This window comes from Pseudomonas sp. A125, assembly GCF_055409485.1.
In genome coordinates this window covers 136,947-152,734 of the sequence record NZ_JBUZVP010000015.1, presented here as the reverse complement: position 1 = coordinate 152,734, position 15,788 = coordinate 136,947, and the positions used below count along the sequence as shown (strand labels likewise).

Annotated in this window: 14 protein-coding genes and 1 pseudogene; 2 read left to right on the top strand and 13 right to left on the bottom strand. The window is 61.0% G+C overall.

The genetic code is table 11. From position 1 onward, the window contains the following. Nucleotides 1–35 precede the first annotated feature (35 nt). The gene (locus ACZRN6_RS20840) at nucleotides 36–311 is read left to right on the top strand and encodes a hypothetical protein (RefSeq protein ID WP_464008743.1); all 276 of its coding nucleotides are present in this window, start codon (nucleotides 36–38) and stop codon (nucleotides 309–311) included. Nucleotides 312–386: 75 nt separating this feature from the next. Here ACZRN6_RS20840 and ACZRN6_RS20835 read toward each other — a convergent pair. From ACZRN6_RS20835 to ACZRN6_RS20800, 8 genes and pseudogenes are all read right to left on the bottom strand, one after another. Then, nucleotides 387–686, bottom strand: a pseudogene (locus ACZRN6_RS20835) (hypothetical protein); the annotation flags it as partial. A gap of 67 nt (nucleotides 687–753) precedes the next feature. Next, nucleotides 754–2,091: a TolC family outer membrane protein gene (locus tag ACZRN6_RS20830; protein ID WP_464008742.1), complete on the bottom strand. Its 1,338-nt coding sequence runs from the start codon at nucleotides 2,089–2,091 to the stop codon at nucleotides 754–756. Nucleotides 2,092–2,093: 2 nt separating this feature from the next. Then, nucleotides 2,094–3,428 (bottom strand): HlyD family type I secretion periplasmic adaptor subunit, encoded by a 1,335-nt coding sequence (locus tag ACZRN6_RS20825; RefSeq protein WP_464008741.1) that lies wholly within the window; start codon nucleotides 3,426–3,428, stop codon nucleotides 2,094–2,096. Between the two features lie 97 nt (nucleotides 3,429–3,525). After that, a complete protein-coding gene (locus ACZRN6_RS20820; RefSeq protein WP_464008740.1) occupies nucleotides 3,526–5,274 on the bottom strand; it encodes a type I secretion system permease/ATPase in 1,749 nt (582 codons plus the stop codon). A gap of 101 nt (nucleotides 5,275–5,375) precedes the next feature. Continuing rightward, the gene (locus ACZRN6_RS20815; RefSeq protein WP_464008739.1) at nucleotides 5,376–5,747 is read right to left on the bottom strand and encodes an AprI/Inh family metalloprotease inhibitor; all 372 of its coding nucleotides are present in this window, start codon (nucleotides 5,745–5,747) and stop codon (nucleotides 5,376–5,378) included. 74 nt (nucleotides 5,748–5,821) lie between these two features. Further along, on the bottom strand, nucleotides 5,822–7,255 hold the full coding sequence (locus tag ACZRN6_RS20810) for a serralysin family metalloprotease (protein ID WP_464008738.1): 1,434 nt from the start codon (nucleotides 7,253–7,255) through the stop codon (nucleotides 5,822–5,824). Between the two features lie 364 nt (nucleotides 7,256–7,619). After that, on the bottom strand, nucleotides 7,620–8,720 hold the full coding sequence (locus tag ACZRN6_RS20805) for a DmpA family aminopeptidase (RefSeq protein WP_322145069.1): 1,101 nt from the start codon (nucleotides 8,718–8,720) through the stop codon (nucleotides 7,620–7,622). A gap of 9 nt (nucleotides 8,721–8,729) precedes the next feature. Beyond that, a complete protein-coding gene (locus ACZRN6_RS20800; protein ID WP_322145068.1) occupies nucleotides 8,730–10,094 on the bottom strand; it encodes an APC family permease in 1,365 nt (454 codons plus the stop codon). Nucleotides 10,095–10,290: 196 nt separating this feature from the next. On the opposite strand from ACZRN6_RS20800, the gene ACZRN6_RS20795 reads away from it, so the two are divergent. Continuing rightward, the gene (locus tag ACZRN6_RS20795) at nucleotides 10,291–11,085 is read left to right on the top strand and encodes a helix-turn-helix transcriptional regulator (RefSeq protein WP_464008737.1); all 795 of its coding nucleotides are present in this window, start codon (nucleotides 10,291–10,293) and stop codon (nucleotides 11,083–11,085) included. A 204-nt stretch (nucleotides 11,086–11,289) separates the two neighbouring features. On the opposite strand, the gene ACZRN6_RS20790 is transcribed toward ACZRN6_RS20795, so the two are convergent. From ACZRN6_RS20790 to ACZRN6_RS20770, 5 genes are all read right to left on the bottom strand, one after another. Continuing rightward, complete coding sequence (locus ACZRN6_RS20790) at nucleotides 11,290–11,748, bottom strand: REP-associated tyrosine transposase (protein ID WP_464008736.1); 459 nt, start codon at nucleotides 11,746–11,748, stop codon at nucleotides 11,290–11,292. 90 nt (nucleotides 11,749–11,838) lie between these two features. Next, nucleotides 11,839–12,918: a polyamine ABC transporter substrate-binding protein gene (locus ACZRN6_RS20785; protein WP_464008735.1), complete on the bottom strand. Its 1,080-nt coding sequence runs from the start codon at nucleotides 12,916–12,918 to the stop codon at nucleotides 11,839–11,841. A 60-nt stretch (nucleotides 12,919–12,978) separates the two neighbouring features. Beyond that, on the bottom strand, nucleotides 12,979–13,320 hold the full coding sequence (locus ACZRN6_RS20780) for a cupin domain-containing protein (RefSeq protein ID WP_177045246.1): 342 nt from the start codon (nucleotides 13,318–13,320) through the stop codon (nucleotides 12,979–12,981). Nucleotides 13,321–13,347: 27 nt separating this feature from the next. Continuing rightward, on the bottom strand, nucleotides 13,348–14,754 hold the full coding sequence (locus ACZRN6_RS20775) for an NAD(P)/FAD-dependent oxidoreductase (protein WP_464008734.1): 1,407 nt from the start codon (nucleotides 14,752–14,754) through the stop codon (nucleotides 13,348–13,350). A gap of 49 nt (nucleotides 14,755–14,803) precedes the next feature. After that, nucleotides 14,804–15,619, bottom strand: coding sequence for a helix-turn-helix transcriptional regulator (locus tag ACZRN6_RS20770; protein WP_464008733.1), 816 nt, complete (start codon nucleotides 15,617–15,619; stop codon nucleotides 14,804–14,806). Nucleotides 15,620–15,788: the final 169 nt, after the last annotated feature.

Genomic DNA, 15,788 nt, shown 5'->3' with positions numbered 1-15,788 from the left:
CAACTTCGAAAGCGGTACGACGGAGAACCATGGCCATGGCATTCATGTCCCGAGCGGTGCGCGCTCTGCTACTTATTCCCGTGATGTGGGCTGCGCTGGCGAGTACGCCGGCGTTTGCCGACACCCTCATCATCCGCCAGGCGCCATCGCGTGTGGTGATCGTGCAACCCCCTCCTCCCGGCCCGCGTTACTACGGCCACTGGGGTTACGGCTACGGCCCACGAGGCTACTGGCCACGCGACCATTACTATGGCTACGGCTACGGCCAACCCCATCGCCCGTACTGGAACCACGGCCATTACTGGAGATGACCCGTCCGCCCAATGCTGACTAACCTTGTGGTGAGGGAGCTTGCTCCCTCACCACAAAAGCGGCGCTCTACTTAGATGCTGGGCGTACACCGGCTGGTCGAAGATCCCCAGCTTCACGCCCTTGCCGGTGTAGCCGGCGGCGTAGGCAGCGTCTGCATGCACGGCGCCCAGGCCCCAGTCGGCCTTGAACTCATTGCTGCGCCAGCTGGCAGCGTCCCCCAATTTGCCGGTTTCGACGTAGGGTGCGGCCTGGGCGGTACCCAGGCTGGCCAGGCAACACAGCAACGCGCCGTATGGCACGCCGCTCAAGGTCTTGAGCGGGTAGCCCGAGCCTGTTGGGATGGCGGATTGAAACCCTCGTTTTGTTGTTTTCACGGTGACCTTCCTTAGTTTTTATTGCACTTGTGTAAATCACATTCCCCCAAGCGGCGCTGCACCAGCATCAGCGGCTCATAGGGCCAAACGCCTCATCCACCTTGGCCAGGTCGGTGTCGCGCAAGTTGCCCGCGTAGTAATGCAATTTGGTCCAGGCCATCAGGTAGTCGTACCGCGCCTGGGCCAGGTCGCGACGGGTGCTGTATAGCTGCTGCTCGGCGTTCAGTGCGTCGAGGTTGACCCGCTCGCCGCCAAGGATGCTTTGCTTGGTCGACACCACCAGTGCCTTGGCCGAAGTCAGCGCCTTTTGGTAGGCGCGCAGCTTGCTGACCCCCGACAGGCACGCACTGAACTGGCGACGCAGTTCGATCAGGGTTTCGCGGGTCTTGCCTTCCAACTCGTACTCGGCCTGCTCCATGGCGCGACTGGCCTGGCGGGTGGACGCCGAGACGCCCCCACCGGCATACAGCGGCATGCTGATTTCAACGCCGATGGTGTTGGTGTCGTAGCGCTGGTTGTAGGTGTTGCCGCTGTCGGACTCCTGCTGCCGCGAGCTGGCGTACGCCGTGACCCGTGGCAGGTACCCGGCGCGGTTGCGCTCTATTTCATAACGCGCCACCTCCACGGACTGGCGTTGCGAGGCCAGGTTCGGGTTGTTGGTCAGCGCCAGTTCATGCCAGGTGTCGTAGTTGGCCGGGGCCAGGGTGAACGCCGTAAACCCCGGGTTCAGCGGCGCCAGGTCGTTGATGTTGACGCTCTGTACACCGATCAGCGCCCCCAACTCTCGCAGCGAGGCATCTTGCTCGTCCAGCGCCTGGATTTCCTCGGCCGTGGCCAACTCGTAGCGCGACTCGGCTTCCAGGATATCGGTGCGGGTGCCTTCGCCCTGCTGGAACAAGTGCTGGTTCTGCTGGAACTGCTGCTCGTAAGCCTTCTTCTTGGCGCGGGCAATGTCGATCTGGTCCTGGGCAAACAACGCCTGGGTGTAATAGGTCAGTACCCGCACCAGCAGCGCCTGGCTCTTGTCGCGAAAACTCTCGTCGGCAAACAGCGCCTGGGCCACACCCTTGCGGTAGTTGGCATAGGCTTCGTAATCAAACAGCGGCTGTTGCAGGCTGAAGGTGGAGCCGTAGCTGTTGTAGTTGCGGTCATCGTGATAATTGCCGCCGCGCCCGTCGGGCAAGGTGGCCTGGGAGTTGTTGCGGCCCTTGTTGTAGTTGTACGACAGCTTGGGCAGCAGGCCGGCGCGGCCGATGGTGCGGTTTTCCAGGCCGGCGTCACGCTCCTTGATGGCCCCGAGAAATACCGGATCGTTGCGCAGGGCCTGTTCGTAGACATCAAACGGGCCCATCGCGGCCTGGGCGCTGCTGCAGGCGAGGAACAAGGCGAGGAACATCGGCTTCATGCTCATTCCTCGGTCAACGCCGAGCCGGCGCGGTCCAGCAGCGGCTTGAACAGGTAGTTGAGCAAGGAGCGCTCGCCGGTACGGATGAACATCTCGGCGGGCATGCCCGGCTTGATCACCAGGCCATGGAGTTTTTCCAGGGCATTGCTGCTGACGACGGTGCGCAGCACGTAGTAAGGCATGCCGGTTTTTTCGTCGAGCATCTGGTCGGCGGAAATCAGGCTCACCTCTCCCGGCACCCGCGGCGTACGGCTCTGGTTGAAGGCGGTGAACAGGATATCCACCGGCAGATGGGCACCGACCTTGTCCACCAGGTGCACCGGCAGGCGCCCTTCCACTTCCAGGCGGGTGTCCTGGGGCACGATTTCCAGCAAGGTTTCACCGGCGCGCACCACGGCGCCTTCGGTGTGCACGCCCAGGTTGACCGCGATGCCATCGGCCGGTGCGTTGATCTCGCTGTGCTGCAGGTCGAAACCGGCGGAGGTCAGTTGCTGCTCCAGGGTCAAGCTGCGCAGTTGCGCGTCGGCCAGTTGGCTGCGGACTTCCTTTTGATACTCCTCGCTGTGCTGCTGCAACTTGAGGCGCGACTCAAGGATGCCCTGCTCCACCCGGCCACTTTCACCGGTGTTCTGCGCCAGGTCCTGCTGCACCTGGGACAGTTGCCGCTGGTATTCCATCAGCCGGTTGCGTGGGATGTAGCCGTTGTCGGCCAACGGTTGCAGGTTGCTCAGTTGGTCGCGCAGGGATTGCGCCTGCGCGGTCAAGTCACTGCGGGCGCGGCGCATGCCATTGAGCTGCGCCGTGGCGCCTTCGATGTTCGCGCGAATCCCGGCCTGTTCCCGGGCAAAGGCTTCACGGCGGCTGCTGAACAGTTGGCGTTGGCCTTCCAAAACCAATGCCAGGGCTTGATCCGGGTTACCGCTCAGTTCCGCTGGAAAGGTAATCGTCGATTGGTTATCGCGCTCGCTCTGCCACCGCGCCACGCTGGCCCAGGCCATACGGTATTGGGCTTGCAGGGAATGCACGTCGGCCTGGTTTTGCGTCTGGTCGAGCCGGAACAGCGGCTGGCCCTGCTTCACCACCTCGCCTTCACGCACCAGAATCCGGCTGACCACACCGGGGCTCAGGGTTTGCACGGCCTTGCGCTTGCCCGAGACCACCACCGTGCCCTGCACCGCAATGCCCTGGTCCAGCGGCGCCAGGCTGGCCCACAGGAAAAAGCCGCCGGCGCCGATCACGGTCAGCAGCCAGCCCATGCGGGCAAAGAAACGCGCGTCGTGTTCGGGGTGCGTCTGTTCGTAATCGCGGTTGATTTGAATGCTGCTGTCGCTGCTCATGCGCCTGATCCTTGCGGCTTGATGAAAAACTGTAGGAGCGAGCTTGCTCGCGAAGAACCTGAGAGCACTGCTGGGTGTCAGGTTTCAAACGTCATCGTTAACGACCATCGCGAGCAAGCTCGCTCCTACAGCTGAGGCTGACCCCGGCCTTTTCTCGCGGTGCTTCCTGCTGGCCGGAAAGTGCCCGCAGCACATCCTGGCTTGGGCCAAACGCCTGCAAGCGGCCTTCGTTAAGCACCAGCAGCTTGTCGGCCTGGGCCAATGCCGAGGAACGGTGAGTCACCAGCACCACCGTGCTGCCCTGGGCCTTCATCTGCATGATCGCGCTGGCCAGGGCGGCCTCGCCCACGGTGTCGAGGTTGGAGTTGGGCTCGTCGAGCACGATCAGGCGCGGCCCGCCGTACAGCGCGCGGGCCAGGGCCACCCGTTGTTTCTGGCCACCGGACAGGCCGCTGCCTTCGTCGCCGAGCACGGTGTCGTAGCCGTGGGGCAAACGCAGGATCAGTTCGTGCACGCCGGCTTGTTGGGCCGCCTGCACCACCCACTGCGGGTCGGCTTCGCGAAAGCGTGCGATGTTGTCGGCGATGCTGCCGCTGAACAGCTCGATGTCCTGAGGCAGATAACCGATATGCGGGCCGAGGTCATCGCGGTCCCAGCGGTGGATGTCGGCGCCATCCAGGCGCACGGTGCCGGCCAGGGTTGGCCAAACACCCACCAGCACCCGGGCCAGGGTCGACTTGCCGGAGCCCGACGCGCCCAGCACACCGAGCACTTCACCGCCAGCCAGGTTGAAACTGACCTGATGCAAGGTCGGCACACGCCGCCCCGGCGGCCCTGCACTGACCTGCTCGAAACTCACGTGGCCCTTGGGCGCCGGCAACGCCATCTGCTCGCCCTGCGGCGGGAACTCACGCATCAGGTTGTCCAGGCGCTGATAGGCCAGCTTGGCCGAGCTCCATTGCTTCCACACGGCAATCAATTGGTCGATGGGGCTCAACACCCGGCCCATCAGGATTGAGCCGGCGATCATCATCCCCGCCGTCATGTCGCCCTTGATCACCAGCAACGCGCCCAGGCCCAGCACCAACGATTGCAGGCACAGGCGCAGGGATTTACTCAAGGAACTGATGATCGAACCGATGTCGCTGGCCTTGTTCTGTAACCCCAGGAACTGCGAATGCACCTTGAACCAGCGCTTGCGCAATGCACCGAGCATGCCCATGGCCTGGATGGTTTCGGCGTTGTGCAAATGGCTGGTGGCCAGTTGGGTGGACTGCTGGGAATAGCCGCTGGCTTCACCCAAGGGCTTTTTGGTCAGGTATTCGTTGAGGCACGCCAGCCCGATCAGCAGCACGGCCCCTGCGCTGGCCAACACGCCGAGCCAGACGTTAAACACAAAGATCACAAACAGATAAATCGGAAACCACGGCGCGTCGAAAAACGCGAACAGCGCAGGCCCGGTGATGAATTGGCGGATGTGGGTCAAATCCCCCAACGATTGCCCGCCGTGACCTTCGCCCCGTTGCAGGTTGCGTTCGAAAGCGGCCTTGTACACCCGCAGGTTGAAGCGCCGCTCCAACTGGCTGCCGATGCGGATCACGATAAAACTGCGGATTACTTCCAGCACACCGATAAACGCAAAGAACCCCACCACCATCAACGTCAACATCACCAAGGTGGTTTCGTTCTGCGAAGACAGCACGCGGTCGTAGACTTGCAACATATAAATCGACGGCACCAACATCAACACGTTAATCAATGCCGTGAAGCAGCCAATACTGATCAAAACACTTTTGTAGTCGCCAAGCGTTTTAAACAATGGTGCAGCGGGAGTGGTCTTCGCCATGTTGCCTGATCTTCCCTGAGCCGAATGACGCGCACTAGTTTGCCGGGCGCCCCATTCAGGGGCGGGCAAACATTAAAATCGGGTTATATCGTTATAACGAGCTATTGGGGGGCACGTTTCAATATCACTACCGCGCCGGCGTGTGTGCGGCCTTGATATTCGCCCTCTTTCTGGCGATTCAAATGGGTTATTCCGCTGCCATCGGCATTCATCAACCAAATACCATCGGGTGTCGGTGCCCAACTAACGGGGGCTTCACCCAGCCATTGTCTGGCGCACTCGATATCGCCTTTCAACGCGTTGGCCTGTTCAATCAAATCCAGCGCGCATACCTGTTCTTGCTGGTGCAACGCCCAATGCCCGGCCAACTGCGCGGACGTGGGTAAAACCAGACTGCTCGCCATTGCTGTGGCTCCTGCCGACATAAGCAACGCCTGGACACACCAGGCAACTGTACTGCGAAATAGCGTCATCACCTTCGCCCGTTCAGGGGGTGGATGCAAGGGCAGAGGGCGGCGCGTGCGCGCCACCCTCCTTTACGCCTTAGTCAGGCCACGATGTCGCTGACCGCTGCCTGGCCGACGGTGGTGACGAGGAAATCCGCCACGCCGTGCCCGGAGAAGTCCACTGCCAATGTGCCCAGGTTGGTGCCCGAAGCGTAGGACAGCACCGCGTCGCCGGCGTGACCGGTGAACGCGTTGACGAAGGTCAGGCCTGCACCCTTGGTGATGCCGGTGAGGTCGATCTTGTCCGAACCCGAGGTGAAGTCGAAGATCTTGCCGGCCGCACCGGGCTTGGAGTCCGAGCTGGCACCGAACACGAAGGTGTCGTTGCCGGCACCGCCCCACAGTTGGTCTGCACCGCCGCCGCCGTAGAGGATGTCGTTGCCGGCACCGCCCTTGAGGACGTTGGCAGCGGCGTTACCGATCAGCAGGTCGTTGCCCGAGCCGCCGAACGCGTTCTCGACGGTCACGCCCTTGGCAATGGAAACGTTGCCCACCAGGCCGCCAACGTCGGAGAACGAGGCTTCATTGAGGTTGATCTTCTGGTTTTGGGTAAAACCGGAGAAATCCAGGGTGTCGTTGCCGCCACCGTCCCACACCGAGAACACCAGCTTGTCGGCCGATGAGGTGGCGCTGAGGAAATCACGCCCGGTGTTGGAGTTGAAGCCGTAGGTGGTGTCGCCGGCGCGGGTGTTGTAGTTGGCGCCGTAGAGCTTCTGGATCGCGGCGATGTCGTCGATCAGCGGGCCGGACGCATAGGCCTCCACCCCGCCTTTGCTGAAGTTCTGGTTGGTGTTGCTCTCGCTCCAGTAACTCATGACGCTGTAGCCGCGCGTGTCCTGTCCATAGGTCGCGTCGTTGTAGGTCGGGTTGCCGTTCCCGGCGTTGTAGTCGCCAGGGTGAGCCAGGCCCAGGGTGTGGCCGATCTCGTGCGTCAGGGTCTGCCGGCCGTAGTTGTTCAGGTCCGGGGTCTTGTTCGGCGTGTAGCTGCTGTTGGTCAGGTACCACGAGGTGCCGTCGTAGCCAGCGCCGGTGCCTGGCAGGTAAGCGAACGCCGCCGCGCCATCCTGGCCGCCGCTGTAGTTGCCGAACGTCATGTGGGCGTCGCCGCCGCTGGCCTTCTCGGTAAAGGTGACATTCGCCACGTCCGACCAGGATTGCATGGCCAGTGCGGCCTGGGCTTTCTGCTGGGCGTTGAACTGGCTGAACCCGGAGATACCATGTTTGTTCATGGTGCTCGAGGAGGCCGAGGTCAGGAAGGTGTAGGTCAGGTCGATCTTGCCGTTGCCGTCGAAGTCCCGGTAGGCGGCGCCGTCACGCAGCAACTGGGTAGCTGCCTGGTCAACGGAGTAGGAGGGTTTGCCATTGACCGTGAGGTTGCCGCCGCGGTCATATTGATGGCTAAAGCTATCGATTTGCGTATAGGCAGTACTTGCTTGAGCCGCCGATACAATAGCTTTGTCTTTTACTTTTGACATAAACGTACTTCCTTGTTTGCAAGTGGAACAGTTTTTGTCCGACAGGACCCACTCTGGCGAGTAAGTCCGATCACTCGCCCCTTTTGAAGGCGAAAGAAAACTGACACAACCTGAAATCATTCGTCCAGCGGTTTTTATCCAAGGGATAAGTTAGGCGGACGAACGAAACCTGCAAACATTGGCAAATAGCGCTTTGTAAAAACCCAGCTATTTAAATATTAAATACTCCTAAAGGCCTTTCGTTAAAATGGATCCAAATTATTGGTTGAGGTGCACTAAGAAAGTGTCACGGTGTCATTCCCAGTGTTGAATGGCCACCATTCTAAGCACTTGTCCCGTATTACCGGGACAAGCATTAAAGTGTTTATTGATTGCGCCAGCCGGTATGGCGCAATGCCTGCATCAGTGTATTTGAATCCAGTCCCGGCACTCGCACACCGTCGTCGGTGACCATGTCTTCCCCAGCCACTATCGCATTAATGATCGCTTCCTCTACTGCCTCCGCCGCCGCGCTGAACAACGGCGAAATATGCTCGTTATTGACCATCTGCAGGTGCGTGCTGAGGGGCACGCCCTTGCGCCCGTAATCGGCCACGGGTAAATCCTGATTGCCGGTGGCGAACGCCAGGAACAGGTCCCCGCTGGAGTCCTCGGTACCGCCACCTGTGCGCGCAATGCCGATGGAAGCGCGTTGCGCCAGACGCTGGCATTGATGGGGCAGCAACGGCGCATCGGTGGCGATGATCACCACGATGGAGCCCATGCCGGGCGTGCCACGGGCGGCAAACGGGGACGGGATATCCATCAATTGTCGACCTACCGGGTAACCATCCACCCGCAATTCCTGGCGTTTGCCATGGTTGGCCTGCACCAGCACGCCGACGGTCCAGCCGCCCTGCTCCGCCGACAAGCGCCGCGACGCCGTGCCGATGCCGCCCTTGAACTCATGGCAGATCATCCCGGTACCGCCGCCCACGGCGCCCTCCGCCACCGGGCCGGATTGCGCGTTGGCCAGCGCCTCGCGCACATGCTCCGGGCCGACGTGCTGGCCCCAGATATCGTTAAGCAAGCCGTCGTAGGTTTCCATCACCACCGGCATGCACCAGTACACCGCCGGGTCTGCCAGGCTTTCGCGCTCCAGGGCAATCAGCGTGTCGCGCACAATCCCGATGCTGTGGGTATTGGTGATTGCCAGCGGCGTGGTCAGCAACCCCGACTCGCTTATCCACTCAAGCCCTGTGGCATCACCATTGCCGTTGAGCACGTGATAGCCGGCAAAGCACGGCTGGTACCGCGCGGTACCGGCCCGCGGCTGGATCGCCGTGACGCCGGTACGCACCTGTTTGCCATTGATGCGGGTGTTGATTGTGCTGTGGCCAACCCGCACCCCTGGAACGTCGGTGATGGCATTCAACTCACCGGGTGTGCCCAGTCCCAATGTGATGCCCAATTGCCGTGCGCGCATAACCACTCCTTACAATTTCTGAAACGCCGGACTCAACCGGCCACTGATGCAATACAGGATCACCGACAGTGCCAGCAGGCCGATGATAATCATGATGTCCCGAACCGAGGCGGCCAGCGCCAGGGTGACCAACAGGTAACCGGCGCCCAGTACCGCCAGCAACGCCGGCACCGGCCACAACGGCATGCGATACGGGTGCTCGCGGTCACGCAGCAATACCCGGCTCATCAACGCGCTCAACGCGACGATCAGGTACACCAGCATGATCAGCAGCACGCTGAAAGATGTCAGGTCTGCCAGGTTGGAGCTGAAACTGAGCAACGCCGAAGGGATCGCCAGGAACAGCGTAGCCAACCACGGGGAGTCCCAGCGCGGATGAATCCGGGTAAACAGTTTGTTGATGGTTGGCGTCCACAGCGCATCGCGGCCGCTGCTGAACACCACCCGGCCAATCTGGATGACGATGGCGACGATGGCGTTGAACACCGACAGGAAGATCCCGGCGCTTACCAGCCGCGACAGGGTTTCATTGCCGTGGCTGGTCAGCAGGTAGCCGATTGGGTCGGGGCTGCTGATCATCGCGCTGAGGGATGGCGCACCGATCAACAATGCGGTGATCGGTACCAGCTCGATCACCACCACCAGGCCCAGGGACCACAACACCGCCTTGTGCACGCCCTTGCCGCCGCACTTCATGTCTTCGGCCAGCAATACCGCCGGGCCGTAGCCATTGAACGAGAACAAGCCAATGCCCACCGCACCGATCACCAAGGCCCAGGGCGCCAGGTGCAGCACGCCGTTCTCGACGATCTGCGGTTGCAACAGCACACTGACCGGCTGCACCGGGTTGCCGAAGCCGATAAACACGATCACCAGCAACGCCGCCACTTCCAGCAGCAGGCAGGTGCCGGTGATCCAGGCATTCAGCTTGATATTGAGGATGCCCAGCGCGTAGCTGCACACCACGATGACCAGCGCGACGGTTTGTGAGTCGAATTTTGTACCCAGGGCGTTATTCAGGTAAGTCGCCGCCCCGGTGGCCAACACCGGCGGGATAAACAGCAACATCACCAATACCGTGAGGAACGTCGCGTAACCGGCCATGCCGCCGAACACCCGCTTGGCGTACACGTACTCGCCGCCGGCGCTGTTGTGGGCGCGGCCGAGTTCGGCGTAGCAAAAGGCAAACATCAACGCGAGCAGCGCGGCCATCACAAAAGCCAGGAACACCCCGCTGCCGGCCTGCTGGATCGCAAACGGGGCGATCACGAACACAGAACTGGCCGGGGTCACCGCCGAGACGGTGATGGCCACCACGTCGAACACGCTCAGGGTGGGTTTCAGCACGCCGTCGGGCGTGGAAGGAGCACTCATATCGTTATCCTCTTGATTGTTCTTGGTTTGAGGCAGAAACGAAAAGGTGAAGCGGCGCGGGGTATGTTCCCCACTGACTGACGGCAAACTTAAACATTCTGTATAGATAGGCCAATGCCCCTATTGGAGTACTCCCCTTGACGGCACCGGGCAAAAGTCGAACCCTTGCGCCATTATCCTATGCGTGGAGCTGCACATGAGCCTGTTCAGGGAAGCCGGCATGCACGCGGGGCTGGGCCGTACCGTAGAGCAGATCGGCACCGAGCGTTTCTGGAAGCAACTGGTGCTGTTGTTGCACCAATGCGTGCCTTTCGACAATGCCCTGGCGATTTTCTACCCCACCGATGGGCCGCCCCAGGCGCTGGAAGAATACGACGCTCAACCGAGCAGCAAACCGGCCTCGATGCTGGTGTACCTCAATGGTTTGTACTTGCTGGACCCGTTTTTCCAGGCGTGTCGCGAGGGCTATGCCAGTGGTGTGTACCGCCTTGAAGAAGTTGCCCCGGACCACTTTCGCCAGAGTGAGTACTTCCTCAATTACTTCCACGACAATGTGCTGGAAGACGAGGTGCAGTTCATCCTGCAACTGCCGGGTGCGGGGACGTTATCGCTGTCGTTGGGGATGCAGCGTTTGTTTACCAGTGAACAATCCGGGCTGATGACCACGCTGGCGGCCTGGGTGTTGCCGTTGATGCAGCAGCATTGGCAGCAAAGTACCCAGCGCGTGACGGCACCCGTGGAAATGGCCAGCCAGATTCGCGATGCGTTGAGTCATTTTGGCTGTGGGGTGTTGTCGGAGCGGGAGTTGGAAATTGCCCGGTTGGTGCTGCGTGGGTTTTCGTCAAAAGCCATGGCCGAACGGCTGAGTATCTCGCCGGATACGGTCAAGGTTCATCGTCGGCACCTGTATGCCAAGCTGGATATCTCGTCGCAGCCGGAACTGTTTTCATTGTTTATCCAGTCGTTGGGGCATGACCTGGAGAATCCTTAATTCCGCGGTGTGGCTACGCAGCCTCGCTAAGGCTCGACAGCTGCTACGGGGTAAGTTTGGGGTATTTCACATCACCCGTAGCAGCTGTCGAGCCTAAGCGAGGCTGCGTGAGGCCCTCAAAGCCACCAAACATCCCAAAGCGAACCACGCCCCCCACCTCACGACGTAGCAGCTGTCGAGCCTTAGCGAGGCTGCGTGAGGCCCTCAAAGCCACCAAACATCCCAAAGCGGATAATCATGCACGCGCCTCACCAACCCCGCGCGAATCGGGTTACACACCACGTAACGGGCAAAGTCCTTCAGATCCTCCTCACGCCGAACACCCCTATCGTGATACCCCTTCTGCCAAAGCCGGCCCCTGCGCCCAAGCGCACGATTGACCGTCAAACTGCTGCGCGATTTTATTCGGCACATCAACTCGGTCAACGACTTGTCACGCAGTTGAACCAACCAGTGAAGATGATCCGGCATCACCACAAACGCGAGTGAGTTCGCCCACTGATCCTCATGCGCCTGCCGAAACTCCTTTACGAGCAGCCGCCCGAGCCGCCAATCACTGAAGATCGGCAAACGCCGGTCGACCACAGCGGTCAACAGGTACACCCCACCAACCTCTGAGGCCCTTCCAATCCGCAATCGTCCAGACTTGTTTGATACAGGCATTCCTTGCCTCCAAATCAACATTAGGAGGCGAGGAATTTAGAAGGCGCAGGACCTAAAAGCAGTCATTGATGAGCGACCAAATATTGCCAGTCAACGTCCGGTACGAATGGTGTTCCACACCCGTGTACGAATCCGGTCGATGTTCAGCGGCATCGCCTCCAGCGCGAACAACTTGCCCATCATTTCCGGGCTTGGGTACACCTTGGTGTCGCTCTTGATCGCCGGGTCCACCAGGCTGTCCGCTGCAGCATTGCCGTTGGCGTAATGCACGTAGTTGGTAATGCTGGCCATCACTTCCGGGCGCAGCAGGTAGTTCATGAACGCATAACCGGCTTTTTCATCCGGAGCATCGGCGGGCATGGCGACCATGTCGAACCAGATGGCGGCGCCTTCCTTGGGAATGTTGTAGCCGATGTTCACGCCGTTCTTGGCTTCCTTGGCACGGCTTTCGGCCTGCAGGATGTCGCCGGAGAAGCCCACCGCCACGCAGATGTCGCCATTGGCCAGGTCGGCGGTGTATTTGGAGGAATGAAAGTACGCCACGTACGGCCGCACTTTCATCAGCAGGTCCTCGGCTTTCTTGTAGTCTTCAGGCTTTTTGCTGTGGTGCGGCAAGCCCAGGTAGTTGAGCGCCGCCGGCAGCAGTTCCGGGCCGTTGTCGAGGATTGCCACGCCGCATTTTTGCAGCTTTTGCATGTTCTCGGGCTTGAAGATCAGGTCCCAGGAATCCACCGGGGCGTTGTCCCCCAATACGGCCTTGACCTTGTCGATGTTGTAGCCGATGCCGGTGCTGCCCCACAGGTACGGGAAGCCGTGGGCGTTGCCAGGGTCGTTGTTTTCCAACGCCTTGAGCAGCACCGGGTTGAGGTTCTTCCAGTTGGGCAACTGGCTCTTGTCGAGCTTCTTCAGTGCCCCGCCCTGGATCTGCCGGGCCATGAAATGGTTGGAGGGGAACACCACGTCGTAGCCGGATTTGCCGGTCATCAACTTGCCGTCGAGGGTTTCGTTGCTGTCGTACACGTCGTAGGTGAAACCGATGCCGGTTTCTTTCTGGAAGTTCTTGGTGGTGTCGGGGGCGATGTAATCCGACCAGTTGTAGATCTTTACCGTCTCGGCGGCTTGGCTGAGGGTGGCGACGAATACCAGCGGCAACAGGGCAATGGGTCTCATGGTTCGATTTCCTGGCGGTTTTAGGGCTGTTTTTATGGCAGGCGATCAAAGATCAAAGAATCAGAGGATCAATACATAGGTCTTGCGCACGGTTTCCTGGATGTCCCAGATACCGGTGCTGTTGGCCGGCAACATCAGTGCATCACCGGCTTCTATGTGGAGCATTTCCCCGTTGTCGGGGGTGAAGGTGCAACGTCCCTGGATAAAGTGGCAAAACTCCTGGGCTACGATCTGCCGGCGCCAGCGCCCCGGCGTGCATTCCCAGATGCCGGTTTCGACCCCGTCGCTGCGCTCCACGCTCAAGGTCGAGGCCACCGCTACCGGCGTGCCCAACGGCACGGCAACCGGGGAAGAGTCCGGCAAATGGGCGCTGAGTGTGTCTTTGAACTGGGTAATGCTCATGTTCATACCTGTGGTGATTGAAACGACTTAATGCATGAAACCTTCCATGAACCCGGCAACCCCACTGGCCAGCTTGCGGCGCCACGGCGCGGTATTGGGGTTGGCCAGCACCTGGTCTTCGTGGACAAAGCTGCGAATGATCGCGTTGTAGCCCAGCCAGCGGCAGGGTTCCGGCTCCCAGGCCTTGAGCCCGTCCAGCCGGCCCGGCTGGATTACCCACGGCTGCCGGACCAGCGGCGTGTCGCGCCCCAGGATCAAGTCCGCCAGGGTGCGGCCACCCAGGTTGCTGGCCCCGACGCCCTCGCCGCCGTAACCACCGGCCAGGGCGATGCCTGCCGCGTGGTCGCACAGCATGTGCGGCTTGAAACGCCGGGACATGCCGAGGTTGCCGCCCCAGGCGTGGGTGATCCGCACCTTCTTGAGCTGTGGGAACAGTTCACCGAACAGGTAGCGGCGCAGTTCGACTTCGCTGTCGGTCAGGTCGAAGTTGTGCCGCAACTTGCCGGCAAACTGATAGCCGCCACGGGCGCCGAACACCAAACGGTTATCCGCCGAGCGCTGGCCGTAAGTGACCTGGCGGCTGCTTTCGCCGAATGCCTGGCCACGGTTCAGGCCGATTTCGTCCCAAGTGCTGGCCGGCAACGGCTCGGTGGCGACGATCAGGCTTTGCACCGGCAACTGGTAGCGGCCCAGCGGCGCCAGCGTGGTGGCATAGCCTTCAACCGCCGGCACTACCCAGGAGGCGCGCACCGCGGCTTTAGCGGTGCGCAGGCTGCCGGACTGCCAGTGGGTGACGGGGCTGTTTTCGTAAATCGTGACGCCCATCTGCTCGACCACCCGCGCCAGGCCGCGCACCAGCTTGGCCGGGTGAATCGTGGCGACGTGGGGTGCATAGATGCCGCCATAGGGCTTGGCGATGCGGATCTGTTCGGCCAATTGCTGCGGGCCGAGCCAACGGTAATCGTCGTCGGTCAGGCCCTGGCTGTGGAGTTTGGCCAGGTATGCACGCAGGGTGGCCTCCTGTTCGGGATAGCGCGCGGCGCAATACAGCACGCCGCCCTTGCGGTAGTCGCAGTCGATGCCTTCGCGCTCGATCACCTGCGCCACTTCATCGGGAATCCCGTGCAGCAAGTCGAACGAGGCGCGGCGCGGCGCTGCGGACAATCCCGCCAGCAGGCGGTCTTCCCCCAGCAGGTTGCCCATCAGCCAGCCGCCGTTGCGGCCAGAGGCGCCGAACCCGGCGGTTTGCGCTTCAATGATCGCGATCTTCAGCTCAGGCGCTTGGCGTTTCAGGTAATACGCGGTCCAGAGCCCGGTATAGCCGGCGCCGATAATGGCCACGTTGACGTCCAGGTCGTGCTCAAGCGAGGCACGTGCCACCAGCGGCTCGTCCAACTGGTCCATCCATAAACTGATATTGCGCCATGCAGGCATGCCAAGCTCCACCACCACACTTCGATGGCAGTGATCCTAGAGCCTGGCCTCAGGGGCTGTCTTGCGCGCGTGCACGCAGGGAAATTTGTTTGACGTAGGCCTTGGGCGACTGGCCGGTGTGCTGGCGAAAGCAGCTGTAGAACGCCGACGTCGAATTGAAGCCGGCGGCAAATGCCAGTTCGTCGATACGGATCGGCGGCGTGGCATTGTCCAGTGCCGCCAGCAAATGCTGCAGGCGCGCCTGGTTGACGTAGCGGTAAAAGCTTTGGCCCAGCACCTGGTTCAACAGATAAGAAATCTGGTTGCGGCTGTACCCGCACTCTTTCGCCACCCGTTGCAGGTCCAGCTCGGGGTCCAGGTAGGGTTGCTGGCGCTCGAAGTAGTGTTGCAGGTCGTTGGCCATGTAGCTCAGTTGCTGGGGCGACAGGCCCAGGCGGCTGACGGTGGGGCGCGTGGTCTCGCTGCGGCTGGCGGACTGCTCGTGCACCAGGGACGCGTATTCGTTGACCCGCCAGATCAGGCCATCGCGCACGGTGATGGCTTCGCTGGTGCGAAACGACACCAGGCCCTGGCCGCCGCGCAAGGTGATGCGGTACTGGATGAACGCAGTGTCGCCGTCGGCGCGGATGCGGTCGGCGTGCTCAATCGCCTCGTCTGCGCCCCGGGGCATGCTCGCTTGCAGGTACGCGCGCAGATCGCTCGCACCAACTACCCGGTTCTGGAAGAAATCGTGGTACTGGATGTCCGGATGGTAGTACGACATCACACCGTCCAGGTCGCGGTGCTTCCAGCACAGGTGGTGACGTAACACCAATTCGCCGGTGGCCTGGGTTTGCTGGGAATCATCCGGGGTGAACTCGGGCATGGAGCGCTCTGCGGCTGGGATGACCTGCGAGCTTGCCCAACTTTTCGGGCGGGTTCAATGGCCATTTGACAGTTCTGAATAATGGCCATTTGCCCAATACTGCGTAGGACATGACCCACGTCAAATTTCCTGAAAACAACTGCCGAATGGAGCTAAAAAACTTCCATGG